This is a genomic window from Actinacidiphila sp. bgisy167 (assembly GCF_057707665.1).
Genome location: NZ_JBYIQP010000061.1, coordinates 19,374 through 43,780, shown reverse-complemented (window position 1 = coordinate 43,780; position 24,407 = coordinate 19,374). Strand labels below are relative to the sequence as shown.

The following is a 24,407-nucleotide window of genomic DNA, read 5'->3' as shown; positions in this document are numbered from 1 at the left end:
GCCGAGGCGGCCAGGGCGGCGGTCGTCGCGGCGGCGAGGCGGTCGAGGTAGCGGGGGGTGAGCGGGATGCGGAGGACGACGAGCCGCCAGTAGAGGGGGCCGGCGATGAGGTCGAGGGCGAGGTCGCAGTCGGTGCCGGCGGCGAGTTCGCCGCGTTCCACGGCGGCTTCGACGATGGCCTCGGCGATGCCGCGCTGGGTGTCGCGCAGCGCGGCCTGCAGGGTCTCGGCGATCTCCGGGTTGCGGGAGGCCTCCGCCAGCAGGTCGGGGATGATCTGCGAGGCGAACGGGTGCCGCAGCGCCCGCGCCGTGATCTCCAGCAGCATCCGGATGTCGCCCAGCAGGCTGCCCGTGGCGGGTGCCGGGACGCCCAGGGCGGCGACGGCGGAGACCACGTCGAGGACGAGCGGCAGCTTGGAGCGCCAGCGCCGGTAGACCGCGGCCTTGCCGACGCCCGCACGCCGTGCGATGCCCTCGATGGACATCCGGCCGTACCCGACCGCTGCGAGCTCCGCGAAGACGGCGGCGCGGATCGCCTCCGTGACCTCGTCGCGGAGCACTGCCGCCCCGGCGGGCGGGCGTCTTGGGGGTGCGGTGTCCGGTGCCATGTCCGGTAGCCTACGCGACGACGGGACGGAACGGTTGCGTTCCAGCGCCCAGGTGGTCTAACGTCCCGGTAACGACGATACGGTCTCGTTCCGCCGGTGCACAACCGCCCCCCTTGCGCATCACCCCCGAACGGAAGCGCCCCCCTCGTGAGCCTTGACATCGAGTCCTCCTCAGCGGCGCCCGCGCCGCCCGGCGCTCCGGCGCCGTCCCCCGCAGAGCTGGCGGCCCGGCACGGCCTCACGGTCAGCGGAGCCCGTCCCGGGCTGGCCGCCTATGTGCGGCAGCTGTGGGGACGCCGCCACTTCATCACCGCGTACGCCACCGCCCGGGTGTCGGCGCAGTACACCCAGGCCCGGCTGGGACAGCTGTGGCAGGTGCTGACGCCGCTGCTCAACGCGGCCGTCTACTACTTCATCTTCGGCCTGCTGCTGAACACGGACCGCGGTGTCGACAACTACATCGCGTTCCTCGTCACCGGCGTCTTCATCTTCACCTTCACCCAGTCCTCGGTGCTCGCGGGCGTCCGCGCCATCTCGGGCAACCTCGGCCTGGTGCGGGCCTTGCACTTCCCCCGCGCCAGCCTGCCGATCGCCCAGACGATCATGCAGCTGCAGCAACTGCTGATGTCGATGCTCGTCCTCGCCACCATCGTGCTGATGACCGGCGAGGTGCCCGGGCCGTCCTGGCTCCTCGTGGTGCCCGCGCTGGTCCTGCAGTGCGTCTTCAACGCGGGCCTGGCGCTGGTGATGGCCCGGCTCGGCAGCAAGATGACCGACCTGGCGCAGCTGATGCCGTTCATCCTGCGTACCTGGATGTACGCGTCCGGTGTCATGTACAGCATCAGCCATTTCGCGTCCCACGCGCCGACCGCGGTCAAGATCGCCCTTGATCTGAACCCGGCGGCGGTCTACATCGACCTGATGCGCTTCGCGCTGATCGACAGTTTCACCTCCGCGCAGCTTCCCCCGCACGTCTGGGCGGTCGCCCTGGGCTGGGCGCTGGTCATGGGCGTCGGGGGCTTCGTGTGGTTCTGGAAGGCTGAGGAGAGGTACGGCCGTGGCTGAGCGCAGCGACACCACCCCGGGCGGCGAGCGCGTCCCCACCGTGATCGTGGACGACCTGCACATCGTCTACCGGGTGCACGGCGCGGGCACCGGACGCGGCACCGCGGTCAACGCGCTGTCGCGGCTGGTCCGGCGCAAGGGCAACCCCAACGTCCGCACGGTGCACGCCGTGCGCGGGGTGAGCTTCACCGCCCACCGGGGCGAGTCCATCGGGCTCATCGGCTCCAACGGCTCCGGCAAGTCCACCCTGCTCAAGGCGGTCGCGGGGCTGCTGCCGGCGGAGAGCGGCAAGGTCTACACCCAGGGGCAGCCGTCGCTGCTCGGGGTGAACGCCGCGCTGATGAACGACCTGACCGGTGAGCGCAACGTCATGCTCGGCGGTCTGGCGATGGGTATGTCGCAGGAGGAGGTGCGGCAGCGGTACCAGGAGATCGTGGACTTCTCGGGGATCAACGAGAAGGGCGACTTCATCTCGTTGCCGATGCGGACGTACTCCTCGGGTATGGCGGCGCGTCTGCGGTTCTCGATCGCCGCGGCGAAGAGCCATGACGTGCTGATGATCGACGAGGCGCTCGCGACGGGTGACCGCTCCTTCCAGAAGCGTTCCGAGGCCCGGATCCGGGAGCTGCGCAAGGAGGCCGGCACGGTCTTCCTGGTCAGCCACAACAACAAGTCGATCCGCGACACCTGCGACCGCGCCATCTGGCTCGAGCACGGCACGCTGCGGATGGACGGCCCGACGGACGAGGTGCTCAAGGCCTACGACGCGTTCACCCAGGGGAAGTGACGCCGCCCGGCGCGAGCGGGCTCTTCGACCGGGGTGGCGCAGCCCCTCGGACCGGAGGCCGGCGGCTACGGCCTCTTCCGCCTCGGCGGGAGGACCGTGGCCGCCTACGGGCAGCTCAGCGAGGAGGGCATGCGGCCCTCCTGGACGCTGTACTTCCGGACAGCCGACGCCGACGCCACCGCCAAGGCGGTGGAGCAGGGCGGCGGAACGGTCCGGTGCCGCCGCCTTCGTGCTGGGCCTGATCGGCCTGCCGGCCTTCACCATGGTGCTCGGCCCCTCGGCCCTGATCCTCGGCGGCGTCGCGCTGGTCCGGGGCACCCGCCGTCCCGTGCGGGCGCTCGCCGGCCTGGTGCCGGGCGCGACGGACCTGATGGTGCTGGTCGTGCTCGTCACCGCGCACACGGGTTTCCTCCGGCCGTTCGGCCTCTGACCCGGAGGGCTCAGCTCCGGGTCCAGCCGTCCCCCGGGGACCAGTAGTTGTACTCGGGGCGGCCCTTCACGCCACTGGTGCGGAAGGGGCGCCCGCCGTCGTCGATGCGGACCGTGTCCGACCGGCCGCCGGCGCTCCACTCCAGTTCCAGGTACCAGTCGCAGTCGCAGTGCACCGTTCGGGCGTGCACCCTGAGCACCAGCGGGTCCGATGCGGTGACCTGGTAGGGGAGACGGACCGCGGGGAGGGTGTGCTCGCTGTCGCTGCCGTCCCGCGGCTGCGCCTGCGGACGGGCGGCGTCGAGGTCCACCGCGTACTCGGCGGGCGTCAGCGCTCCGCCGCAGCCGTTGTCCATCGAGTACGAGGACCAGCGCAGCGGCTCCCGGCGGTCGGGGACACGGATGTGCAGGGCCTGGACGACCACCGGGGCCGCCCCCTTCGCGCTGATCGTGGCCTCGACGATGGTCGTGGCGCCGTGCACGGCACCCAGGGCGGCCGCCCAGGCCCGCGCGTCCTGGGAGACCGGCGGGGGAGGGACGGCCGAGGGCGGGCGGTCGATGAGGTAGCGGTGGCTGCAGCCGTTCTGCCAGACGTGCGAGCGCACGCTCCACACCAGCGGCTGCGCCGGCGCCGGGGGCCGGGCGGGCGTACCGCCGTCCGGTGAACGCGGAACGCTGGGTGTGGCCTGGCCCGACGGTTCGGTGGACGGGGCTCGCCCGGAGGGGGACGTCCCTGGTGACGCCGGGACCGTGCCCGTGCCGCCCGACGGGGCGGGCGCGCTCACCGACGCGTCAGAGCGCGCGGAGTGCGCGGGAAGGCGGGCCGGGGAGGAGGGGGAGGCGCGCCCCCGCAGGCCCTCGCTGCCGGTGCTGTCGGTCACCGCCATCGTGACCCCGGTGAGTACCAGCGCGGCCACCGACCCGGCGACCGCGGGCCGGGACACGCGGCGGCGCCAGGACCGCGGCCGTCGCGGCGGCGGTACGGCGCCGACCGGCTCGAGTTCGGCGGGCGCCTTCGGCGGCGCGGTCGGCGTCGCTTTCGGCGGCGCGGACGGTGTCGTCGCCGCGGGCGCGGGAGCCGCCGCGGTCCGCGTCGCCTCCGGTGCGATCTCGGGGTCCGGTGCGGTTTCGGGGTCCGGCAGGTGCGCGGGGCCGGCAGGCATCCTTCCGGCAGGCATCCTTCCGGCGGGCGCGATCCGGGTGCCGCTGCCAGCGGCGCGCTCCCGGTCGCGGTCGGGCTGTTCGCCGGGCTCCGGACCGGCCGCGCCGCCACCGCGGTTGCCCACCCGGCGGACCGCGTCGGCGAGCACCCACCGGCGGTGCAGCTCGACCAGTTCCTCCCGCCCCGCGCCGCACAGCCGTGCCAGTCTCTCCACGACCGCGTAGTCCGTCGGCACCGCGTCACCGTTGCAGTAGCGGTGCAGTGTCGACGTGCTGACGTGCAGCCGGGTCGCCAGCTGACCGTAGCTCAGCCCCGAACGCTCCTTCAGCTCGCGTAAGCCCCTGGCGAAGTGCTCGCTTCCCGCCGCCGTACCACCCATGTCCCGTGCCCCCGACGTCTTCCCGTGTCCCGGTCGCCCGTTCCAGGGCGCTCATGCCTCCCCAGGCCAGGGTACGCGCAACCGTTCCGGCGTCCCGGAAGAGGCCGCGGCTGTTGCCGGGTCGTGACGGCGCCGCGCAGGCTGGACACAGCACCGCCGCCGCTCGGCGACGGCCGACTCCACGATCCGACCACGGGGGAAGCACCTTGAACCGCACCATCATCCGCCGCGCCGCGGTGACCGCGCTGTCCACGGTCGCCGCCACCTCGCTCCTCGCCGCCGGCTCCGCCGAGGCGGGGGCCACCGCCGCGCCCGGCAAGGCGCCGAGGTTCCTCGCGCCGAAGGAACTGCCGCCCTACCCCTACTCGCCCTGGTACGCCGACCAGGTCCAGACCGGCCTGCCCGAGAGCGGCGCCGCCTGCGCCCTGCGCGGCCTGCCCCGCAAGGGCGTCTCCCACCGCACGTTCTGGACCGACCTGGACACCAACGCGCAGCAGGTCACCTTCACGGCCAAGAACACCAAGGCGGCACGCGACCTCGCCGCCGAGCTCCGCGCGTCCGTGCGGGGCTGCGCCGCTCGGTTCCTGGAGCAGCACCCGGGCTCGGAGGCCGACTGGAAGAGCTACGGCCGCCTCGCCGTGGAGGAGGGCGCACACGTCTACGGCGTACACGTGGCGCCCCCCGAGTCCGAGCACAACGTCCGGCTCTACGGCATCGGCCGTGACGGCCGCACCGTCACCGTCGTCGAGTGGGGTCAGATGGGAACCCTGGAGCAGATCCCGCTGAAGGCCTTCAAGAAGACCACATGGACCGCCGTGAACAAGCTGTACCGCTGACGCCGGCGCACGGGCGGTCCGTGGGACACCGGCGGCGGGGCACCAGGGGGGAGCCCCGCCGCCGGGAGCGGCGCCGCACCCGTCACAGCGGATCGACGCGGGTCAGCCCCCCGGCGTCGAGCCGCAGCCAGCGCGTGACGCCGATGGTCCGCAGGAAGGCAAGGTCGTGGCTCGCCACGACCAGTGCCCCCTCGTAGGACGCCAGCGCCGTCGTCAACTGCCGCACGCTCGCCGTGTCCAGGCTGTTCGTCGGCTCGTCCAGCAGCAGCAGTTGCGGCGCCGGCTGGGCCAGCATCAGCGCCGCGAGCGACGCCCGGAAGCGCTCCCCGCCCGACAGCGAGCCCACCGCCTGGTCGGCCCGCCCGCCGCGGAACAGGAAGCGGGCCAGCGACGCGCGGATCCGGTTGCCCGTCGCCTCCGGGGCGAACCGCGCCACGTTGGCCGCGACCGACAGCCCGTCGTCCAGGACGTCCAGCCGCTGCGGCAGGAAGCGCAGCGGCACGTGCACCGCCACCTCGCCCTCCGCCGGGAGGAGTCCGCCGGCGATCGTCCGCAGCAGCGTCGTCTTCCCGGCGCCGTTCCGGCCGACCAGCGCGATCCGCTCCGGGCCGTGCAGGTCCAGGTCCCCGGCCGGCGCCCCGTACGCCGTCCGCAAGGAACGCAGCGTCAGCACCGTGCGACCGGCCGGGACCGCCGTGTGCGGCAGGTCGACGCGGATCTCGTCGTCGTCCCGCACCGCGCAGGCGGCCTCGTCCAGCCGCTCCTTCGCCTCCGCCAGCCGCTCGGTGTGCAGGACGCGGTGCTTGCCCGCCGAGACCTGGGCACTGCGCTTGCGCAGCTTCATCACGGCGCGCGGCTCCCGCTTGGAGTCGTACATCTTCTGCCCGTACCGCTGCCGGCGGGCCAGTGTGACGTGGGCGTCCGCCAGTTCCCGCTTCTGCCGACGGACATCGGACTCCGCGACGCGCAGCATGCGCTCGGCGGCGTCCTGCTCGGCGGCCAGGACCTCCTCGTAGGCGTCGATGTCGCCCCCGTACCAGCGGACGCCGCTGTCGCGCAGCTCGGCGATCCGGTCGACGTGGCGGAGCAGTTCGCGGTCGTGGGAGACGACCACCAGCACGCCGTTCCAGCCCGCGACGGCCTCATGGAGCCGCCGCCTGGCCTCCAGGTCGAGGTTGTTGGTCGGCTCGTCGAGCAGGAGCACGCCAGGACGGCGCAGCAGCAGGGCCGCCAGCCGCAGCAGGACGCACTCGCCGCCGGACAGTTCGCCGACGACCCGGTCGAGGCCGACATGGCCCAGCCCGAGGGCGTCCAGCTCGGCGCGCGCCCGCTCCTCCACGTCCCAGTCGTCGCCGACCGCCGCGAAGTGCTCCTCCCGCACGTCGCCGGCCTCGATGGCGTGCAGGGCGGCCCGCGCGTCCGCGATGCCCAGGGCCTCGTCCACCCGCAGGGCGGTGTCGAGGACGACGTCCTGCGGCAGATAGCCGATCTCGCCGCTGACGCGCACGGACCCGTCGACGGGGGCGAGTTCGCCTGCGACGAGCCGCAACAGGGTCGACTTCCCCGAGCCGTTGAGTCCGATCAGACCGGTGCGGCCGGGGCCGGTCGAGAACTGGAAGCCGTCGAGGACGGCGGTGCCGTCCGGCCAGGCGAAGGAGAGGTCGGTGCAGGTGATGGAGAGGGTGGGATGTCCCATGTGGTCCTCCGGGTGCTCGTGACTGACGGTGGTCGGCACACGGGGACACCGAAGGCGGGCGCTGCGCTGAGGCGGCTGCTCACGGCCGAGGTCGCACACTGGCCCGCGCGGACGCCGGTTCGGCGCCGCGGGCACGGTGTCCCGGACCTCAGAAGAGCAACGGCCTTCTCCTTACAGACGATTGCAGGGCCGGGGCAGAAGGTACGCCGCGACCGGGCCCCCGGCAACGCGTTTACCGGGCCCGCTCGCGGAGCGGTCCGCCACCGGGGCGTCCCAGGTCCGACCGCGGGCGCGCCGGACGGCGGTGCCGTCGCCGTCGCCCCGAGCGCGGCGCTGCCCGGCAGGCGCAGCTGATCGGCTCCGCCCCTGCGCAGTGACCGGCGGTCGGTGCGGCGCCTCGCCTCGCGGTGCCGTTCGGCGTCCCCGGCGAAGGCCCCACAGGGCCCGGGGAGACCGGCCGGCGGAGACCTGAGGAAAATGGATTTGGTCCTGGCGTCGGCACCCCGTAGGGTGGTGTTCAACGACGCGGGGTGGAGCAGCTCGGTAGCTCGCTGGGCTCATAACCCAGAGGTCGCAGGTTCAAATCCTGTCCCCGCTACTGAAACCGAGGGCCCGGTGCGCACGCACCGGGCCCTCGGTCTTTCCCCGCCGAGCATGGCTTCCCTCCGTGCTCAGCGTTTGTGGAGCGGTTCGTAGGGCGGGACGTCGCGTCCCGGCTGCCAGTGCGGACCCTGGCGGATGCGCCGGACGATCACGAACAGGTCGACGGCCGTGGCGAGTGCCAGCAGCCCGAAGAAGACGGCCCACCCGGTCTGTCCGAGGCTGATGAAGAGCACGGTTCCCGCGATCGCCCAGACCAGGCCGAAGGCCGCGAGCGCGAACCGCGCCCGCAGCGCGCTGCGCGCTCGAAGCGGCTCATTCCCAGAACGTGCCATATGCATGGAAACCTCCTCGTTCTTCTCGTACCCGGTACCGCGCGTCCCATGACCCGGCGGCGTCGACGCCCCCGCTGACCGGGACGGTGCAACATTTCCGTCGCCCACGACGTCAGTGAGGTGAAAGGGACACCGGACGAGGTTGGGGCGGGGCGTGCACGAGGATCGTACGAAGGACTTCCTGGACTTCGCGGGGACCCGCGCGGCTCACCTCTTCCGCTCCGCGTGCCTGCTCACCGGCGGTGACACCCATCTCGCCGAGGACCTCGTGCAGGAGACCCTCGGCACGATGTACGTCACCTGGCGGCGCATCGCCACGGTCGGCAACCCGGCCGGCTACGCCCAGACCGTGCTCGTCCGCACCTTCCTCAGCCACAGACGGCGGCGCAGCAGCGGCGAGTCGCCCACCGCGGCGCTCCCTGATGTCCCCGCGGGCCACGACGGCACCGACAGCGACACCGCGCTGCTGCGGCTCACCCTCCTCGACGCCCTCGCCCGCCTGGCGCCCAAGGACCGCGCGGTCGTCATCCTGCGTTACTGGGAGGACCGGAGCGTCGAAGAGACCGCCGACGCGATGCGGGTCAGTTCCAGCGCTGTGCGCACCCGGTCGGTCCGGGCCCTTGCCAGGCTCCGCGACCTGCTCGGCGACAGTCTCGCCGAACGGGTCCCCTCCCCCTGATCCCGCCACGCCTTCGCTTCCCCTCGCGCTTCCGCTTCCCCTACTTCTCAGGACGGTGGTCCACCCATGCCCTTCGAAGACGAGCTCGGCGCCGCGCTGCGGCGCACCGGCGACGGCTTCAGCACCGACAGCCGCGCCCTGGCCGCGGCCGGCCTCGCCCGGGGCCGCCGGACCCGCCGCCGCCGGGCGGTGGCCTTCGCCGGCAGCGCGGCCGCCGTGGCGGCCCTGGGGGTGGGCGCGGCCCTGGTCGCCCCGGGTGAGGGCGTGCGGAGCACCGGCGCCGCGGCGACGGTCGCGGACACGGACACCGACCGCGGCTGGGGCCCCGAGACGGCCTCCGACCGCAAGATGCTCGCCCTCTTCGCGGGTTTGCTCCCCAAGGGCAGGATCATCAGCGGGCACGCCGCGGGTACGCGGCCAGGGGTGGACATGTTCCCCAGGGCCGAGGTCGTGTGGGACGACGGGCACGGCGCGTCGACGATCGCCGTCGGCCTCAGCCGCGCCGCGACCGGTCCGGAGGAGGCGCGGTGTCCCGATCTCGCCATGATGAGGGAGGGCAGTGCCTGCACGCGCACGGAATCCCGGGACGGATCGGTGCTGGTCGTGGTCAAGACGTGGGAGTACCAGGACGAACGCGAGGGCCCCAGGAACTGGCGGGCCGTCCTGACCACCCTGGAGGGCCTGCAGATCGAGGTCCAGGAGTGGAACGCGCCCGCGCAGAAGGGGGAGCCCACCACCCGGGACGAGCCGCCGTTGAACGAGGCGCGGCTCGCCGCCCTCGTGCGCGCGCCGGAGTGGAAGCCTCTGCTCGCCACCCTCCCCGACCCGTCGGCCCCGCCCGAGCAGCCCGGCACCGGCGAGCCGAGCGGAGGGGAGATCCTCGAACGCCTCAAGGCCGTCATGCCGCCGGGCCTGAAGATCACCGAGCTGGTCGGAGAGGACGGCTACGCCCACATCACCGTGGACGACGGCCGTGGAGCGACCCTCGTCGAGGTCAACGTCCAGCGGTGGAGGCCGGAGGAGGCCGGCGCCCTGCGCTTCGAGAACCCCACCACCCTGCCGGACGGCACCGAGGTGGACGCTCGCAAGGGGCCGGGCGACAAGGGCGGAGCGGGGATCCAGCGGTGGACGGCCGACACGTTCCGGCCCGACGGGCTGCGCGTCGTCATCGGGGAACTCAACTCCGGCGGCTACCACCGGCCTCCCACCCGCACCGCACCCGCCCTCAGCATGGACGCACTCGTGAAGGCGGCGACCGACCCCCGGTGGAAGGAGCTCGGATGACGACGGGCGGTGCATGACGCGCCCGGACGGCCGCACGCCGCGACCACTACGCGGCCGGCCCGCCCGCCGGGCGGCTCCACGGGATTCCCCGAGTCGCCGTCGGCCGGGGGACGGCGGGCCTAGAATCCGAGGACTGCTGTACGGCCCACCGACCCGTTCAGGGGGAGCGCACATGTCCCGACTCCCGTCCAGGCGTGCGATGTTGGGCGCGGTGGCCACAGCCGCGGGCGCCGTCGTCGTCGGATTCGACCCGGTCGGCAGAAGCTGGGCCGCGGCGGCGACCACCGCGGAGCGGACGGACCGCGGGCTGGTGGGGCTGCCCCGCCTGGACGGGACGCTGCTCACGGACGACGCCTCGCTCGGCGCCGCCGCGGACGACTACGGGCACATCGTGCACCGCAGGCCGGCCGCGGTACTGCGCCCGGGGTCGGTGGAGGACGTCGTCGCCATGGTGCGCTTCTGCAACCGGCACGGTCTGAAGGCGGCGCCGCGCGGTCAGGGGCACGGGACGTACGGGCAGGCGCAGGTCGACGGGGGGCTGGTCGTCGAGACTGCGCCCCTGGCGCGGATCGGCCCGGTCGCGGCGCACAGCCGTACCGTCACGGTCGGCGCCGGCGCCAAGTGGAGCGACGTCACGCGGGCCACTCTGGCGCACGGGCTCACCCCGCCCGTCTTCACCGACTACCTCGAACTCTCCGTCGGCGGCACCCTGTCCGTGGGAGGGCTCGGCGGGCAGAGCCACCGCCACGGCGCGCAGGTCGACAACGTCACCGAACTGCAGGTGGTCACCGGCGCGGGTGAGCTCGTGCGCTGCTCACCGTCGCGCCACCAGGACCTGTTCGAGGCGGTGCTCGCGGGCCTCGGCCAATGCGCCGTCATCGTCGCGGCGACCCTGCGCCTGGTGCCGGCCCCGACGACGGTCCGGCACTACCTGCTGCCGTACCACGACCTCGGCACCTTCCTCGCCGACCAGCGACTGCTGGTCACCGACGGCCGGTTCGACTACGTCGAGGGCCAGGTCCAGCCGGACGCCGACGGCGCGTTCCGCTCCTATGTGCTGGAGGCCGTCTCCTACGACGCCGATCCCGACGACGCCGCGCTGCTGGCGGGGCTGCGCCACGACGCCGCGGGCGCACAGGTCGAGAGCCTCGGCTATGTCGACTTCCTCGACCGGCTCGCCGCCTCGGTGGCTGCGCTCAAGGCCGCCGGACTGTGGAACTTCGCCCACCCCTGGCTCAACCTGCTCATCCCCGGCGCCAAGGCGGCCGCCGTCGCCGGGCGCATCCTCGACGCCCTCACGCCCGACGACCTCGGCCCCGGGGTCGTGCTGCTCTACCCGCTGCTACGGGAGCGCCTGCGCCGGCCCCTGCTGCGGGCGGGCCGGGATCCGGTTCCGTACCTGCTCGCCGTCCTGCGCACCACCCCGCCGCAGGACACCGCGACCGTCGACCGCCTCCTGGCCGCCAACCGTGCCGCGTCCGAGGCCGCGAGGGCGGTCGGCGGCACGCAGTACCCGGTCGGCTCCATCCCTTTCAGCCGCGCGGACTGGCGAACCCACTTCGGGTCCGCGTGGCCCGCGCTGGCGGCGGCCCGGCGGCGCTACGACCCCCGGGGGATCCTCGTCCCCGGTCAGGGAATCTTCTGAGGCGGGACGCCCGGGACGCGCGCCGCGCTCGCGGCCGGGACCGGCGGCGGCGTGCCACGCCACCCGCCTCAGCCCGGGATGATCAGGTCGATCCCGTACGCCGCCACCGCCAGGCACGCCGCGAAGCACAGGACCGCCACGACCAGGGCCGCCTTCTCCGAGCCGTCACGCGGCTGCCCGCCGCGCGGGCCCCCGGCGCGGCCCCACGCGACGATGCCCAGCGAGAACATCAGCACGACGGTGATCGTGATGCCGAGGCTGACCCCCAGCACCGCGCCCAGGTTGCCCCACTTGATCTCCATCCGGGTCCGCTCCTCACCGTCACCCTGCCGGCTGGCCGGCGGCGCTCGGCTCCGGCACACTCGCCCGCGTGTCGTTGACGTTGTCGGGGGTCACCGGCCGGCGCCGCGACAGGAGGTAGAAGCCCGCGGCGGCGACCAGCGCCACACCCGCCACGAGCCCCACACCCACGTCGCCGTGGTCCGCGACCCAGGCCGCCACGCCGCCCACCGCGGCCGCCGCGGGGAGCGTCAGCACCCAGGACAGGGCGATCCGCCCGGCCACCCCCCAGCGCACCTGCGCGAGCCTGCGGCCCAGGCCCGCCCCCAGGATGCTGCCGGTGCAGACCTGGGTGGTGGACAGGGCGAAACCCAGATGCGAGGACGCGAGGATCACGGAGGTGGCGCTGCTCTCGGCGGCGAAGCCCTGCGGGGAGTCGATGTGGGTCAGTCCCTTGCCCATGGTGCGGATGATCCGCCAGCCGCCCACGTAGGTGCCGAGCGCGATGGCCAGCCCGGCGCTCAGCACCACCCACCACGGCGGACCCGTCCCGGGAGCGAGCAGTCCTCCCGAGATGAGCGTCAGGGTGATGACCCCCATCGTCTTCTGTGCGTCGTTGGTGCCGTGGGCGAGCGCCACGAGCGAGGCCGAGCCCACCTGCCCGGCCCGGAAGCCGCGCTTCGCGACGTCGCCCCGGGTCCGTCTGGTGATCACATAGGCGAGATAGGTGGACAGCATCGCCACCAGGCAGGCCACGAGGGGCGAGGCGACGGCGGGGATCACGATCTTCTCCAGAACCTCGCCGGTGTTGACCGCGCCCGCGCCCGCGCCCACCCAGACCGCTCCGATGAGCCCGCCGAACAGGGCGTGCGAGGAACTGGAGGGCAGACCGAGCAGCCAGGTCGCGAGGTTCCAGATGATCGCCCCCACCAGCCCGCCGAAGATCATCGCAGCCGACACCTTGGCGTCGTCGACGATGCCGTCGGAGATGGTGCGGGCGACTTCCGTGGACAGGAACGCGCCCAGCAGGTTCAGCACTCCCGCCACCGCCACGGCCACCCGGGGCGCGAGCGCGCCCGTGGCGATCGACGTGGCCATCGAGTTGGCCGTGTCGTGGAACCCGTTGGTGAAGTCGAAGGCGAGAGCCGTGATGATGACGATGACGATGAGAAAGGTGACGGATCCCACCGGATACCTCCCGACGGGTGCGGTCCGCTTCACCGGGCCCCTGGTAGTAGGTGGTGTCGGCTCGGGATTCCAGGGTAGGCGAGGTGGAGGTGGAGTGCAGGGGAGGCTTTTCGCGGGGGCGGTTCCGCTGGAAATCCTGTCGCAGCAAGGGGGCCGTGGAGGGCAGGATGCGCGCATCATGGAGAGCAGCGAGACGCCGTACCGCATGATCCGGGCCGTGCACACCGACGACACCGTGACGGTCTATCAGGCGTACCGCCCGGAAATAGGTGATCATGCCGTGCGCCACGGCCGTTTCCCCGAGAGCTGGAGCCGCTCCCGGATGACGTGGATCAAGCCGTCCTTCCTCTGGATGATGTACCGCAGCGGCTGGGGACGGAAGGAGGGCCAGGAGCGGGTGCTCGCCCTCGAGATCACCCGTGACGGCTTCGACTCGGCGCTTCGCGAGGCCTGCCTGTCGCACTTCGACCGCTCGGTGTACCCCGACCGCGAGACGTGGGCCGAGCGCGTGCGGACCGCGCAGGTCCGCGTCCAGTGGGACCCGGAGCGCGACCTCTCGCTGCGTGCGCTGCCGTACCGTTCGCTGCAGCTCGGGCTGACCGGCGGGGCGACCCGCGACTACGCCGACCACTGGATCGTCCGGATCCGGGACGTCACCGCCCTCGCCCACCGCGTCCACGAGCTCGTGCGCTCCGGCGACCGCGAGGCGGCCGCCGCGCTGCTGCCGCCGGATCGGCCCTATCCGCTGGACGCCGCGACCGCCGCCGTGATCGGTGCGAGGCCGGGACTCAGCGGCCGTCCGGCGCCGCGGTGAGCCGCTTCGGGGCGGGTGCCTCCCTGGTCGGGGGGACGTGCATCCAGAGGGCCGGGCGCCGGGCGCCGACGGAGTGTGCTCATGGAGCTGGGGGTCCTCGAGCTCGGGGTCGACGGCGGGTGGACGGCCGCCGTCGCCCGCGTCGGGGAAGAGGAAGACGACGACCTTCCGGACGGCCTTGAGGACGCTCTCACGCCAGGAGATTCCTCGACCGCGACAGGCGGTCTTCCTCGCCTTTCGCGTTCGGAGAAGGGGATCGATACCGGGGGTGTGCCGTGCACGTGAACGCCCGATTCCCCTCGTCGATCGGCCGATGGGGCCTGCCTGTGACGGGATCCTCGGCGACGGTACGATCACCGTCATGCCCGGGCGTAGCGCAGCGGCAGACGCACCGCCTTGCTCAGGCGGATCACGCCGGTTCGAATCCGGTCGTCCGGGCAGCGGGACACACGGGCCCGTAGGGCAGAGGCAGACCCCCCGCTTCCTACAAGGCGGATACGCCGGTTCGAATCCGGCCGGGCCCCCGATAGGATCATCGCAATGCCCGGATGTAGCGCAGAGGCAGGCGCCCCTCCCCTCACGGAGGGATCACGCCGGTTCGTATCCGGCCGTCCGGGCAGCCGGGGAAGTACGGGTCCGTGGCGCGGCGGCAGGCGTGCCGGCTCCGCGCGGTCGGACAGGCCGGGTCGCGTCCGGCCGGATCACCCCCTCGCATCAGCGGTAGACACCAGTGGGGATCATGGGGGAGACGGGCGACATCACGGAGGCGGAACTCGCGGCCTTCGACACGGTGGTCGGCAAACTGCGCGAACTGCCCGTCGACGACCCGGTACGGCTGCGCGCCGAACAGGTGGCCGCCTCCTTCGCGCGTGACGGGCGGCTGCGGCGCAGGAAGACCCGTCGTGAGGACCGTGCCGCTGCGGACGCGGAGGTCGTGGCCGCCACCGCGACCGGCGCACGGGAGCGCCGGGAGGACGCTCCCCTCGACGACGCCCCGGAGGGCGGCGCGGCAGGGGAGTTCGCCAGGCCCCGCCGCTGCTACGTGTGCAAGTCCCCCTACCGGCGGGCGGACGCCTTCTACCACCTGCTCTGCCCCGACTGCGCCGGGGACAACACCGCCCGCCGGGGAGCGCGCACCGACCTCGCCGGCCGGCGCGCGCTGCTGACGGGCGGCCGCGTCAAGATCGGCTTCCAGCTGGCCCTGATGATGCTGCGGGACGGGGCGGAACTCCTGGTCACCAGTCGCTTCCCGCAGGACACGCTGCGCCGCTTCACCGAGGCGCCCGGCAGTGAAGGGTGGCTGCACCGACTCACCGTCGTCGCCGTCGACCTGCGGGACCCCCGCCAGGTCGTCGGTCTGTGCGAACGGCTCCGCGCGAACGGCGAGCCCCTCGACATCCTGGTCAACAATGCCGCCCAGACGGTTCGGCGGCCCCCCGAGTCGTACGCGGCCCTCATCGCCGGAGAACGCGCGCCGCTGGCCGCCGGCCGGCCACCCGTCGCCGTGCTCACCGCGCCCGGCTTCGGCACCGTCCACGCGCTGCCGGCCGCCGCCGGGCCCACCGCTGAACTCGTGCTGACCGAGACCGACGAGGCCGGGCTGCTGCCGGACACCGCCCCCGAGAACTCCTGGTCGGCGGAGCTCGGCGGACTCGACCCGGCCGAGGTGCTGGAGACCCAGCTCGTCAACTCCCTCGCCCCCGCACTGCTCTGCGACCGCCTGCTGCCCCTGCTGCTCGCCTCCCCGCGGCCGCGCCGCTACATCGTCAACGTCACCGCCGTCGAGGGGCGCTTCGCCGTGCGCAACAAGACCGCCGGCCATCCGCACACCAACATGGCCAAGGCCGCCCTGAACATGCTGACCCGCACCAGCGGCCCCGCGCTCGCCGCGCAAGGCGTCCACATGTGCAGCGTCGACACCGGCTGGATCACCGACGAGAACCCGCTGCCGAAGAAGAGCCGGCTGGCCGGCCAGGGCTTCCGCACCCCACTGGACGTCGTGGACGGCGCGGCCCGCATCTACGACCCGATCGTGCGCGGAGAGGCCGGACACCCGGTATCCGGCGTCTTCCTCAAGGACTACCAGGAAGCCGAGTGGTGACATGACGGACGACCGGCCGCCGTACGCGGGTGTCCCCGAGATCGTGCCCCGCCCGGCCGCCGATCTCGAGCCGCTGCTGGGCTGGCTGCGCGGAGGGGAGGGGGTGGCCGAACGCCGGGACTTCCCGGCCGGGACCGCCCTGCCCGACGGGCGCCTCGACCTGTGCAAGCAGGCGCTGGGCCCGGAGGGCGCGGCGGCGGTCGCCGAGGCCCTGCGCCAGGCCCCCGCCACCGGCTCCGTACGCCATCTGCTGCTCGGCACCGACGGGCTGGGCGATGCGGGTGCCGCCGCCGTCGCCGAACGCACCCGCGACACCGGAGTCGAGACGCTCTACCTCGGCTACAACGGCATCACGGCGGGCGGCGCCTGCCGCATCGCCGACCACCTGCGGGCCTCGCCCCAGGCGGTCACCGGGGTCTGGCTGAAGCGCAACCCGCTCGGCGGCGGCGCGGGCGAGGCCGGCGCCGGACTCGTCGAGGCGGCCCGGTCGTTGCGCACCCTGGATCTGGTGCAGACCGGACTCGACCCGGCGGGCCTCGCCGTGCTGGCCGACGCGCTCGTCGCGGCCGCCCGCTCGGGACGGGCCGTGGAGCGGCTGTTCGTCGGCGGCAACACCCTCGGCACAGCCGGTGCGGCCTGCCTGACGAGCCTCATCACGACCGGAGCGGTGGCCGAGCTGTATGTGTCCGCCGCCCGCCTCGGCGACGAGGGCGCCCTCCTGCTCGCCGAGGCCCTCGCCCGAACCCCGCACGGCCGGCTCACCCGGCTCTCCGTGGCCAGCAACGGCATCGGGCCGGCGGCCTGCGCCCGCCTGGTCGCCGCTGCGACGGCCGCGGGTGTGGAACTCCTGGACCTGGGACGGGTCAAGGCCGCCCGGACACTGGGCGCCGCGGACAACCGGGTCGACGCCGACGCGGCCGAGGCGATGGCCGCGGCACTGAGCGCGGCGCCGCACCGGCTGACCCATCTCGTGCTGGCCCACACGGGGATGCGCAGCCGCGAGGCGCACCGTCTGCTCGATGCCGCTCCGGCGGCCGCGACGGCGACCCGCTATGTGCTCGGCAAGGGCATCGCGACCAGTATCCGGAGGCGGCTTGACGCGCTCAGCGCGCACCTGCCGCCGCCGGCCCTTCCGGCGGACGTGGCCGCCGTGCGCAGTGTCCACCGCATGCCGCGCTGATCAGCGCGGCTTGGCGGCGAAGGTCTCGATCCAGAAGCGCTGCGCCTGTCCGGAGGCGGCTTGACGCGCTCAGGGCGCACCTGCCGCCGCCGGCCCTTCCGGCGGACGTGGCCGCCGTGCGCAGTGTCCACCGCACGCCGCGCTGATCAGCGAGGCATGGCGGCGAAGGTCTCGATCCAGAAGCGCTGCACCTGCTCCGAGGCCCCCACCAGATACGTCGAGCGCAGCTTGGGCGGCAAGAGCGCGACCAGCCGGGTGACCGCCTTGCGGTGCCGCTTGAGCTGCGACAGCTCGGCGTTGGCGATCACCTGGTGGACGACGTCGGTCTCGTTGTCGCCCTCCTCGGACTCCTCCCGGGCACGTCTCAGCCGGGCCTCCCAGGCGTCCACGTCCCGGGCCAGCTCGCGAAGCCCGGTCACCGAGCGGTTCGCCAGTCGGTCGACCAGGGCGGTCAGCGGCACGGGGGCGTACTCGCCGTCGCCCAGGTAGACGGTGGCCATCTCCAGCGGCAGACCCCGCTGGTGCAGCTTGATCAGCCGCTCGATGGTGCGCTTGGTGATCCATGCGCGGCCGTCCTCGTCCATGTCGTGCTTCCACCACTCCAACACCGTCTCGGCGAGGCCGCCGTAGCGCGCGATCAGCCACTCGTTGGCGGGGATGTCGCCCGGCTCGACGGTGAGCGAGGCAGTGAAGCGGGTCGCCTGGGCGATGTTGTTGCGGGACACCATCAGCCGTCGGCCCAGATGGTAGGGCGGGTTCTGCACCGCTATCTGGGCGCGCAGATTCTCGATCGGGCGCCCGGCCAGCGACCACTCCTGGGTGATCTCCATCAGCTTGGCGAACGCGGCCTTGTCCTTGGGCCGGTTGTACTCGTCCCAGACGATCGCCTTCGGCTCGCTCCCGGTGAACTTCTGCGCCAGCAGGGTGTCCAGCGAGCCGTCCCGGTCGGGGACGGGCGCGCACAGGTCCTCGACGTTGGTGACCGGCAGCGAGAAGTACAGCGGGTCCCGGCCCAGCCCCTGCCGCAGCGTCTCGCGCACCACCTCGGTCTTGCCGCAGCCGGGCGGCCCCTGGAGCAGCACCGACCACCGGTTGCGCAGCGCCGCCCGCACCACCGAGCGCACCGGGTCCGGCACGGTGGCCGGATTGGGCACCCCGAGCTCCGCGGCGATCCGGTCCAGGATCTCCGCCGTCCGGTTCTGGCCCGGGCTGCCGTCCGGCCGGGGCTCGGCCAGCCGCAGCCGCTCGCCGTTGACCAACGGCAGCCCCCAGCGCAGCGGGAAGCCCTCCCGGGCGTTGGCGAGGACGTGGTCCACGGTGCGCGGGGAGAGCAACTCGCGCACCGCGGGACCGAGCGACGCCCACAGGGCGAAGACCCCGTTCAGATCCCACTCCCGGTACTTCTCCGCCAGCTTGCGCCGCCACGCCGTGTCGCCGGCGGTCACGCGTATGGTGACCATGCGGTCGAGGACTGCCAGGTCGCCACGGCGTGCGGCCGTCTCGGACAGCGACTCGTTGTCGCTGAGGAACACCCCGATGCAGCCCAGCTCCCGCAGGTCGTACTCGCCAAGCGTCCAGTTGCAGGCGATCTGCATGAGCTGCGACTGGATCGTCTCGCCGGCCTGCAGCGAGTCGTCGATGAGCAGCACGAACGACCGCCCCGGGCGAAGCTGGCTCATCACCAGCTGGCGCAGCACCAGTTCGCCCGTGTGCGGATCTCGGACCGGGGCGCCCACCAGGAGGTCGTCCGGGGTGAGGTTGGCGGCCGGCACATAGACCAGTTCGGCGTACGGATGGGCCTCGGCGACGTGCGAGAAGAACGTCGACGTCTTGCCGATGCCGTGCTCGCCGAAGACCTGTCCGGTCTGCCCCATGTCGATCATCGCGTCGATGAACGACTCCAACCGGGAGGCCTCATGGCGGCCCTCGGGCGGCTGCGGATAGGTGGCGTTGGGTCGCCAGGGCCGGGGGCCGGCCGTGGCGGTCGTCGCGGTGGTGGTCATCTCGCTCCTGTCGTGACGCGGTGGCAGGCCATAGGAGGGTCATGGGCGTCGGGCCAGTCGTCGCCGCCCTCGGTGATCAGCCATATCCATGCGTCGGGATCCCGCGGCGTGATGTGCGGGGCGTAGCCGTCCGTCAACACGATCACCGCGTCGGGACGCTCCTCGAAGCGCCGGCCCTGGACCTCCGTACGCCCCTCCACGTAATCGCAGACCGTCTGGAAACTCGTGCCCCCGCCCCCGTACACCCGCTCACCGGGGGCGAAGGGCATCACCACGCCGTCGAAGGAGAGCCAGTGCGCCTCCACGCCGTCGATCCGCCCGACGAGTTCGGTCAGCCAATCGACCACGGAGTCCGGCATGGACCCGGAGGTGTCGTAGGCGATGACCAGGACCTTGTCGCGGACCGGGCCGCGCCGCGACAGCACGGGGCCGTGTCCGAGCGCCGCCAGCAGCGCACCCCGCTTCTTCGGGTAGACCAGCCGCTCGCCCTCCCGCAGCTTCGAGGCGACCACGTCGACCAGCCACCGCTGCCACCAGTCCACCCGACCCGTCCTGGCCGCCTCGCCCCGCAGCGTTCCGGCGCCCAGCCGGCCCCACAGCCGGGCCGTGCGCTCCGAGGCGCCCTCGGTGCGGCCCATGAGGTCGAGTAGTTCCCGCTCGGCTCCGGTGTGCCCGCGCCGCGCGGCCAGCAGCGAGTTGAGCAGGGACGAGGAGACCAGCGCGTCGATCGTCGCCTGGTCGCCCGGCACGCCCTCGCCCGCGAGGTGCACGCACAGTGAGGCCGGGGGCACCGGCGGGTGCTTCATCCGCTTGAGCTCGGTGTAGACGCCCATGTCGGTCTCGACGAACTCCGGGTAGGGAAGGGGCGTCAACCCCTGCTCCGCCAGATCCCGCTCGTACGCGGCGTGGATTTCGCGCGGGTCGACCCCGGTCGGCCGGCCGTCCCGCAGCGGCATCCTCTCCCGCCGGAGGCGGACCAGTGCCACATGGTTGATGGACACCTCCGCCGCGGTGGTGAAGACCGGGTCGTCCCGCAGCGCCGGCTCCGCGAGCAGATGCCGGTGCACCAGATGCCGGGCCTCGTGGAAGAGGACGAACGTGACCCCCTCCAGCCCGAGGTCGACGAAGAAGGCGGGGTTGTACAGCAGCAGCACCGAGCCGTCCCCCGAGGCCACCACCGCCGCGGTGTCCACGGCCGTGGTCGGGATCTGGTGCGGGCACTTGGCGTACAGCCAGGAGGCGATCGCCGACTCGGTCAGCCCGAAGTCGAGCAGTGCGGCCTCCTTCAGCCGCTCCGCCTCCGCCACGACGTCCGGATCCGCCGGACGCCACCGCTCCAGCGCCCGCCGGTCGGCGAGATCGACCACGGGTCGTCGTGACCGCTCGTCGAATCCCATGTCAGCCCCCCATTCCCAGGTCCGGATCCCGGCTAGCCCGGTGACTCAGTGTTACCAGAGGCCACTGACAACCGGTCACCGGCCGTCGCCCCGGCGCTCCCCGCGATCGCCCCCGCCGTCCCGATCAGCTCCGGCAGCGTGCCCGCGAAGGTCGGCAGGAGCTGCACCAGTACCGCCCACGCCTCGGTGTTCGCGCCCAGTTCCGCGCGCACCAGCGGCCGCAGCGCCTCGGCGGCTTCCAGCAGCCGCCGCGGAAACCCCCAGCGGCCCATGGCCAGGACGCGCAGGACGTGGCGGGCCGGCTTCGCGCCGGTCACGTACGCGGCGGGACCGTCCACGACGCCCGCGTCACGCAGCCGGTTGGTGAACTTGCGGTGCGTGCCGAACTGAGTGCGCAGCGCCGGCGGGCAGTCGGGGCGGACCGCCAGCGCCCAGCGGGCGTAGCCGGGCAGCGGCCGCTCCTCGTCCGCCGCGGCGACCACCCCCCAGTCGTCCCGGCCCACCAGCAGCGCCGCAGCGCGGCCCTGGGACATGCCCGTCACGGCGCGCAGTGCGGCGGTCAGCTCCTCCGGCCCGGAGGCAGGGTGAGTTCCGGTGCCGGAAAGCGGGCGAGGTCCGCGGGAACCTCCACGCGGCGGGAGCGATCGGGCCCGTAAGGGGCGCCGCCCACGATGTCGTACCGGACACGGTCGTCGGCACGCCAGTGGTGGTACACCACCGTGTTGACCTCGGGATCGTCCTCCTGGAGCATCCACCAGAGCACCGACGCGGGCACCTCGTGCCACCAAGGGCCCCAGCCCCACATCGGGTGCCCATGCGGCCTCGCGGACGACGCCGGATCCTCCTCAGGGACACCCGTCCGGCTCCGCGCACGCGCGGCGAGCGCCGGGTCCACGAGATCCAGCAGGAAGCCCAGTTCGCCGGCGGACACCGCCTCGTTCAGCATGCCGCGATCTTCTCACCCGCCGCCGACAGCGGGCGACTCAGATACCGCGGCGCATCACCCCGTCCAGCACCGCCGACCACGCGCGGACGATCCCGGTGCGGCGGGCGCCGTCGTCGGTAAGGAGGTTCGCCAGGCCCAGGCCCCGCGCCATGTCGAGGGTGGCCTGCACGGTCTCCCTGACCCCCGGCACCGCCTCGTCCGCGTCGAGCATCTCCACGGCGAGGCGGTGCGCCTCCCGTCCGATGCGGGTCTCCAGCGCCGTGACGCGGGGCCGCAGTTGCTCCTCGTTGGCGGCGGCCACCCACAGGTGCAGGGCGGCCCGGAAGATCGGCCCCGTGTAGAGGTCGACGACCATGCCGACCACGGCGTGCGTGCGGGGCGCGCCCTCGCGGGCAAGGGCGCGCGCGTGCTCCCGCAGGGCCGTCAGCCACTGCTCGGAGACGTACTCGATCGCGCCGGTGAACAGGTCCTCGCGGGTGGGGAAGTGGTGCTGGGCCGCTCCCCGCGACACCCCCGCCCGTTCCGCGACCACCGTCACCGTGCTGCCCGTCCAGCCGTGTTCGGCCAGGCACGCGGCGGCGGCTTCCAACAGCCGCCGCCGGGTGGCGCGGCTGCGGTCCTGCATGGGCGCGCGGGCGGCTGTGCTCACAGCGCCCAAGGCGCGGCCCGCCGTTCGAGGAACGCCCGCGTCCCCTCCGCCGCCTCGGACGATCCGAACAACCGGGCGGACTGCTCGATCAGCGCCTCCGCGTCCCTGTCGAAACCGCCCAGCACGGCGGCCGTCGTCAGCGCCTTGGACGCGGCGAGCCCCTGCGGCGACCCCGCGCGCAGCCCGGCGAGGATCCCGTCCAGCGCCTCATCCTGCGCGGCGACCAGTCCGGTGCGGACGGCCTCCGCGGTGCCGAAGACCTCGCCCGTCAGATAGCGCCGCGCGGCCGCCCGGGCGTCCATGCGCGGCAGCACCGTCAGCGAGATCACCGCGGGGGCGAGGCCGAGCCGCGCCTCGGTGAAGGCGAAGCTCGCCCCCGGCCCGGCCACCGGGATGTCGCAGGCCGCCAGCAGCCCGATGCCGCCGGCGCGCACATGACCCGTCACGTGCGCCACGACCGGCTTGGGCAGCTCCACGACCGCCCGCAGCAGCGCCACGAGCCGCCGCGGCCCCTCCGGCGAGGTCGCCTCCTTCAGGTCCGCGCCCGCGCAGAAGGTGCCGCCGGTGTGTGTGAGCAGCACCGCCCGCGTGCCCGGGTCCTTGCCGGCCCTGGCCAGTGCGTCGGACAACTCGTCGACCATGCGTGCGGAGAGCGCGTTGCGGTTGCGCGGGGAGTCCAGCGTCAGTGTGGTGACACCCCGGTCGTACGCGCTCCGCACGCAGGGTGCCGCGGCGTCGTCGGTCATCAGGAGGTTCCCCTTTCCCGGGCGCGCAGTTCGCGCCGGAGGATCTTGCCGCTGGCCGCCCTCGGGATCGCGTCGGTGAACTCCACCCGGCGCACCTTCTTGTACGGGGCGACCCGCGCCGCCACGTGGGCGACGACCTCCTCCGCCGTGAGGTCCGCGCCCTGCTGCGGCACCACGTACGCCTTGGGGACCTCGTTGCCTTCCTCGTCCACCACGCCGATGACCGCGGCGTCGGCCACCCGCGGGTCGGTGAGCAGCACCGCCTCCAGTTCGGCGGGCGGCACCTGGTAGCCCTTGTACTTGATCAGCTCCTTGACGCGGTCGACGACGTGCAGCCAGCCGCCGGCGTCCACCCGGCCGACGTCGCCGGTGTGCAGCCAGCCCTCCGCGTCGATCATGGCGGCGGTCTCCTCGGGCCGCCCCAGGTAGCCCTTCATGACCTGCGGACCGCGGATGTGGATCTCGCCGGTGGCGTCGTTGTCGGCCGCTCCGTCGAGCGGCACGATGCGCATCTCGGTGCTGGGCAGCAGCTTGCCGACAGCGCCGGGCGGCGCGTCGCGCGCGTCCAGCGGCACCACGTGCGTGCCCGGCGAGAGCTCCGTCATGCCGTACGCCTGCAGGATCGGCGGCAGCCCCAGCCGCTTGGAGCACGCCTGGGCCAGCTCCGCGTCGAGCGGCGCCGCCGAGCACAGCACGTACTCCAGCGAGCTCAGATCGTGCGCGGCGACCGCCGGGTGCTTGGCGAGCGCCAGCACGATCGGAGGGGCCACGAACAGCCCCTGCACCCGGTGGGCGGCCACCGCCTCGAGGAACTGCTCCAGGTCGAAGCGCGGCAGCACCACGACGGTCGCGCCCTTGCGCAGCGGGGCGTTCATGAGGGCGGTGAGCCCGTAGATGTGGAAGAACGGCAGCACCGCCAGGATGCGGTGCCCGGGCCCCATCGACAGCGCCGGGTCCAGCTGGGCCAGGTTGGTCGCGATGTTGCGGTGGGTCAGCATCACTCCTTTGGGCAGGGCGGTGGTGCCCGAGGAGTACGGCAGCGCGGCCAGGTCCTCGCCCGGGTCGAAGGCGATCTCCGGCTCCGCAGCGGTGCAGCCCAGCAGGTCGAGGACGCAGCGATGGCCCTCGGCGCTGTCGCAGACGAGGATCTCCCGGACGCCGCCCGCCTGTTCCGCCGCCTTGCGCGCGGTCTCCAGCAGCGGCGAGACGGTGACGATCCACGAGGCGCCGCTGTCCCGCAACTGCCGGGCGAACTCCTCGGCGGTGGCAAGCGGATGCACCGTGGTGACGGCCGCGCCGGCGCGCGTGGCGCCGTAGAAGACCGGCGGGTAGGCGATGGTGTTGGGACTGTGCAGGGCGAGGACGTCGCCTTTGCGCAGCCCGGACTCGGCGAGCGCCGCCGCGATGCGACGGGTGAAGGAGTCGAGCTGCGCGTAGGTGAGCGTCGTGCCCTCCACGCCGTCGACGAGCGCGGGCCGGTCGCCGAAGTCGGCGGCACGGCCCAGCACGGCCTCGTGGATCGGCAGGTCGACGGCGGGAACCGCGGGATACTCGCTGTGGAACACGGCCGGCTGCGCCATGGCCGTTCCCCCCTCCTCG

Annotated in this window: 24 protein-coding genes and 4 tRNA genes; 15 read left to right on the top strand and 13 right to left on the bottom strand. The window is 73.4% G+C overall.

The features are described 5' to 3' along the window. On the bottom strand, positions 1-608 hold a 608-nt coding region (locus tag AC3ET4_RS21850; RefSeq protein ID WP_431951943.1), incomplete at its 3' end, for a TetR/AcrR family transcriptional regulator. 147 nt (positions 609-755) lie between these two features. On the opposite strand from AC3ET4_RS21850, the gene AC3ET4_RS21845 reads away from it, so the two are divergent. From AC3ET4_RS21845 to AC3ET4_RS21835, 3 genes are all read left to right on the top strand, one after another. Beyond that, entirely contained in the window at positions 756-1,673 is a 918-nt protein-coding gene (locus tag AC3ET4_RS21845) for an ABC transporter permease (RefSeq protein WP_431951941.1), read from the top strand. After that, positions 1,666-2,460 (top strand): ABC transporter ATP-binding protein, encoded by a 795-nt coding sequence (locus AC3ET4_RS21840; protein WP_431951939.1) that lies wholly within the window; start codon positions 1,666-1,668, stop codon positions 2,458-2,460. Before AC3ET4_RS21845 ends, AC3ET4_RS21840 begins: the two co-directional genes overlap by 8 nt. A 229-nt stretch (positions 2,461-2,689) precedes the next feature. Next, positions 2,690-2,890 (top strand): hypothetical protein, encoded by a 201-nt coding sequence (locus AC3ET4_RS21835; RefSeq protein WP_431951937.1) that lies wholly within the window; start codon positions 2,690-2,692, stop codon positions 2,888-2,890. Positions 2,891-2,900: 10 nt separating this feature from the next. On the opposite strand, the gene AC3ET4_RS21830 is transcribed toward AC3ET4_RS21835, so the two are convergent. Then, entirely contained in the window at positions 2,901-4,430 is a 1,530-nt protein-coding gene (locus AC3ET4_RS21830; RefSeq protein WP_431951935.1) for a helix-turn-helix domain-containing protein, read from the bottom strand. 206 nt (positions 4,431-4,636) lie between these two features. Here AC3ET4_RS21830 and AC3ET4_RS21825 point away from each other — a divergent pair, with 206 nt between their 5' ends. Continuing rightward, complete coding sequence (locus AC3ET4_RS21825; protein ID WP_431951933.1) at positions 4,637-5,266, top strand: hypothetical protein; 630 nt, start codon at positions 4,637-4,639, stop codon at positions 5,264-5,266. 82 nt (positions 5,267-5,348) lie between these two features. On the opposite strand, the gene AC3ET4_RS21820 is transcribed toward AC3ET4_RS21825, so the two are convergent. Then, a complete protein-coding gene (locus AC3ET4_RS21820) occupies positions 5,349-6,962 on the bottom strand; it encodes an ABC-F family ATP-binding cassette domain-containing protein (protein WP_431951931.1) in 1,614 nt (537 codons plus the stop codon). Positions 6,963-7,486: 524 nt separating this feature from the next. On the opposite strand from AC3ET4_RS21820, the gene AC3ET4_RS21815 reads away from it, so the two are divergent. Next, a tRNA-Met gene (locus tag AC3ET4_RS21815) sits at positions 7,487-7,560 on the top strand. Positions 7,561-7,633: 73 nt separating this feature from the next. Here AC3ET4_RS21815 and AC3ET4_RS21810 read toward each other — a convergent pair. Beyond that, positions 7,634-7,897 carry a DUF6343 family protein gene (locus tag AC3ET4_RS21810; protein WP_431951929.1) on the bottom strand — a complete coding sequence of 88 codons (264 nt, stop codon included), beginning with the start codon at positions 7,895-7,897 and terminating at the stop codon, positions 7,634-7,636. Positions 7,898-8,051: 154 nt separating this feature from the next. Here AC3ET4_RS21810 and AC3ET4_RS21805 point away from each other — a divergent pair, with 154 nt between their 5' ends. The 3 genes from AC3ET4_RS21805 to AC3ET4_RS21795 all read left to right on the top strand — a co-directional run bounded on the left by AC3ET4_RS21805 (position 8,052) and on the right by AC3ET4_RS21795 (position 11,505). Beyond that, entirely contained in the window at positions 8,052-8,576 is a 525-nt protein-coding gene (locus tag AC3ET4_RS21805; protein ID WP_431951927.1) for a SigE family RNA polymerase sigma factor, read from the top strand. Between the two features lie 66 nt (positions 8,577-8,642). Further along, entirely contained in the window at positions 8,643-9,860 is a 1,218-nt protein-coding gene (locus AC3ET4_RS21800; protein ID WP_431951925.1) for a hypothetical protein, read from the top strand. Between the two features lie 211 nt (positions 9,861-10,071). Continuing rightward, the gene (locus tag AC3ET4_RS21795) at positions 10,072-11,505 is read left to right on the top strand and encodes an FAD-binding protein (protein WP_431951923.1); all 1,434 of its coding nucleotides are present in this window, start codon (positions 10,072-10,074) and stop codon (positions 11,503-11,505) included. A 68-nt stretch (positions 11,506-11,573) separates the two neighbouring features. Here AC3ET4_RS21795 and AC3ET4_RS21790 read toward each other — a convergent pair whose 3' ends face one another. Then, on the bottom strand, positions 11,574-11,807 hold the full coding sequence (locus AC3ET4_RS21790) for a hypothetical protein (RefSeq protein WP_431951921.1): 234 nt from the start codon (positions 11,805-11,807) through the stop codon (positions 11,574-11,576). Positions 11,808-11,826: 19 nt separating this feature from the next. Then, the gene (locus AC3ET4_RS21785; protein WP_431951919.1) at positions 11,827-12,972 is read right to left on the bottom strand and encodes an inorganic phosphate transporter; all 1,146 of its coding nucleotides are present in this window, start codon (positions 12,970-12,972) and stop codon (positions 11,827-11,829) included. A gap of 178 nt (positions 12,973-13,150) precedes the next feature. Here AC3ET4_RS21785 and AC3ET4_RS21780 point away from each other — a divergent pair, with 178 nt between their 5' ends. The 7 genes from AC3ET4_RS21780 (at position 13,151) to AC3ET4_RS21750 (ending at position 17,067) form a co-directional block, all read left to right on the top strand. Next, on the top strand, positions 13,151-13,786 hold the full coding sequence (locus AC3ET4_RS21780) for a DUF4291 domain-containing protein (protein WP_431951917.1): 636 nt from the start codon (positions 13,151-13,153) through the stop codon (positions 13,784-13,786). 81 nt (positions 13,787-13,867) lie between these two features. Then, positions 13,868-14,071: a hypothetical protein gene (locus AC3ET4_RS21775; RefSeq protein ID WP_431951915.1), complete on the top strand. Its 204-nt coding sequence runs from the start codon at positions 13,868-13,870 to the stop codon at positions 14,069-14,071. Positions 14,072-14,151: 80 nt separating this feature from the next. Beyond that, positions 14,152-14,224, top strand: a tRNA-Ser gene (locus tag AC3ET4_RS21770). 13 nt (positions 14,225-14,237) lie between these two features. Continuing rightward, positions 14,238-14,310, top strand: a tRNA-Arg gene (locus tag AC3ET4_RS21765). A gap of 20 nt (positions 14,311-14,330) precedes the next feature. Beyond that, positions 14,331-14,403 (top strand) — tRNA-OTHER (locus AC3ET4_RS21760). 122 nt (positions 14,404-14,525) lie between these two features. Next, entirely contained in the window at positions 14,526-15,887 is a 1,362-nt protein-coding gene (locus AC3ET4_RS21755; protein ID WP_431951913.1) for an SDR family NAD(P)-dependent oxidoreductase, read from the top strand. Position 15,888: 1 nt separating this feature from the next. Then, complete coding sequence (locus AC3ET4_RS21750) at positions 15,889-17,067, top strand: leucine-rich repeat domain-containing protein (protein ID WP_431951911.1); 1,179 nt, start codon at positions 15,889-15,891, stop codon at positions 17,065-17,067. Positions 17,068-17,213: 146 nt separating this feature from the next. Here the strand turns inward: AC3ET4_RS21750 and AC3ET4_RS21745 are convergent, their stop codons facing one another. From AC3ET4_RS21745 to AC3ET4_RS21715, 7 genes are read right to left on the bottom strand one after another with little or no spacing between them, the layout of a single operon-like run. Next, positions 17,214-19,070: an ATP-binding protein gene (locus AC3ET4_RS21745; RefSeq protein WP_431951909.1), complete on the bottom strand. Its 1,857-nt coding sequence runs from the start codon at positions 19,068-19,070 to the stop codon at positions 17,214-17,216. After that, the gene (locus AC3ET4_RS21740; RefSeq protein ID WP_431951907.1) at positions 19,067-20,467 is read right to left on the bottom strand and encodes a vWA domain-containing protein; all 1,401 of its coding nucleotides are present in this window, start codon (positions 20,465-20,467) and stop codon (positions 19,067-19,069) included. Before AC3ET4_RS21740 ends, AC3ET4_RS21745 begins: the two co-directional genes overlap by 4 nt. A gap of 32 nt (positions 20,468-20,499) precedes the next feature. Further along, positions 20,500-21,009 (bottom strand): hypothetical protein, encoded by a 510-nt coding sequence (locus AC3ET4_RS21735; RefSeq protein WP_431951905.1) that lies wholly within the window; start codon positions 21,007-21,009, stop codon positions 20,500-20,502. Positions 21,010-21,026: 17 nt separating this feature from the next. Continuing rightward, positions 21,027-21,413, bottom strand: a complete 387-nt coding sequence (locus AC3ET4_RS21730) for a hypothetical protein (protein WP_431951903.1) — start codon at positions 21,411-21,413, stop codon at positions 21,027-21,029. 37 nt (positions 21,414-21,450) lie between these two features. Next, positions 21,451-22,071 (bottom strand): TetR/AcrR family transcriptional regulator, encoded by a 621-nt coding sequence (locus AC3ET4_RS21725; protein WP_431951901.1) that lies wholly within the window; start codon positions 22,069-22,071, stop codon positions 21,451-21,453. Further along, positions 22,059-22,808 (bottom strand): enoyl-CoA hydratase family protein, encoded by a 750-nt coding sequence (locus tag AC3ET4_RS21720; RefSeq protein ID WP_431951899.1) that lies wholly within the window; start codon positions 22,806-22,808, stop codon positions 22,059-22,061. The genes AC3ET4_RS21725 and AC3ET4_RS21720 overlap by 13 nt, the downstream gene beginning before the upstream one ends. Continuing rightward, positions 22,808-24,388 carry an AMP-binding protein gene (locus AC3ET4_RS21715; protein WP_431951897.1) on the bottom strand — a complete coding sequence of 527 codons (1,581 nt, stop codon included), beginning with the start codon at positions 24,386-24,388 and terminating at the stop codon, positions 22,808-22,810. Before AC3ET4_RS21715 ends, AC3ET4_RS21720 begins: the two co-directional genes overlap by 1 nt. Positions 24,389-24,407: the final 19 nt, after the last annotated feature.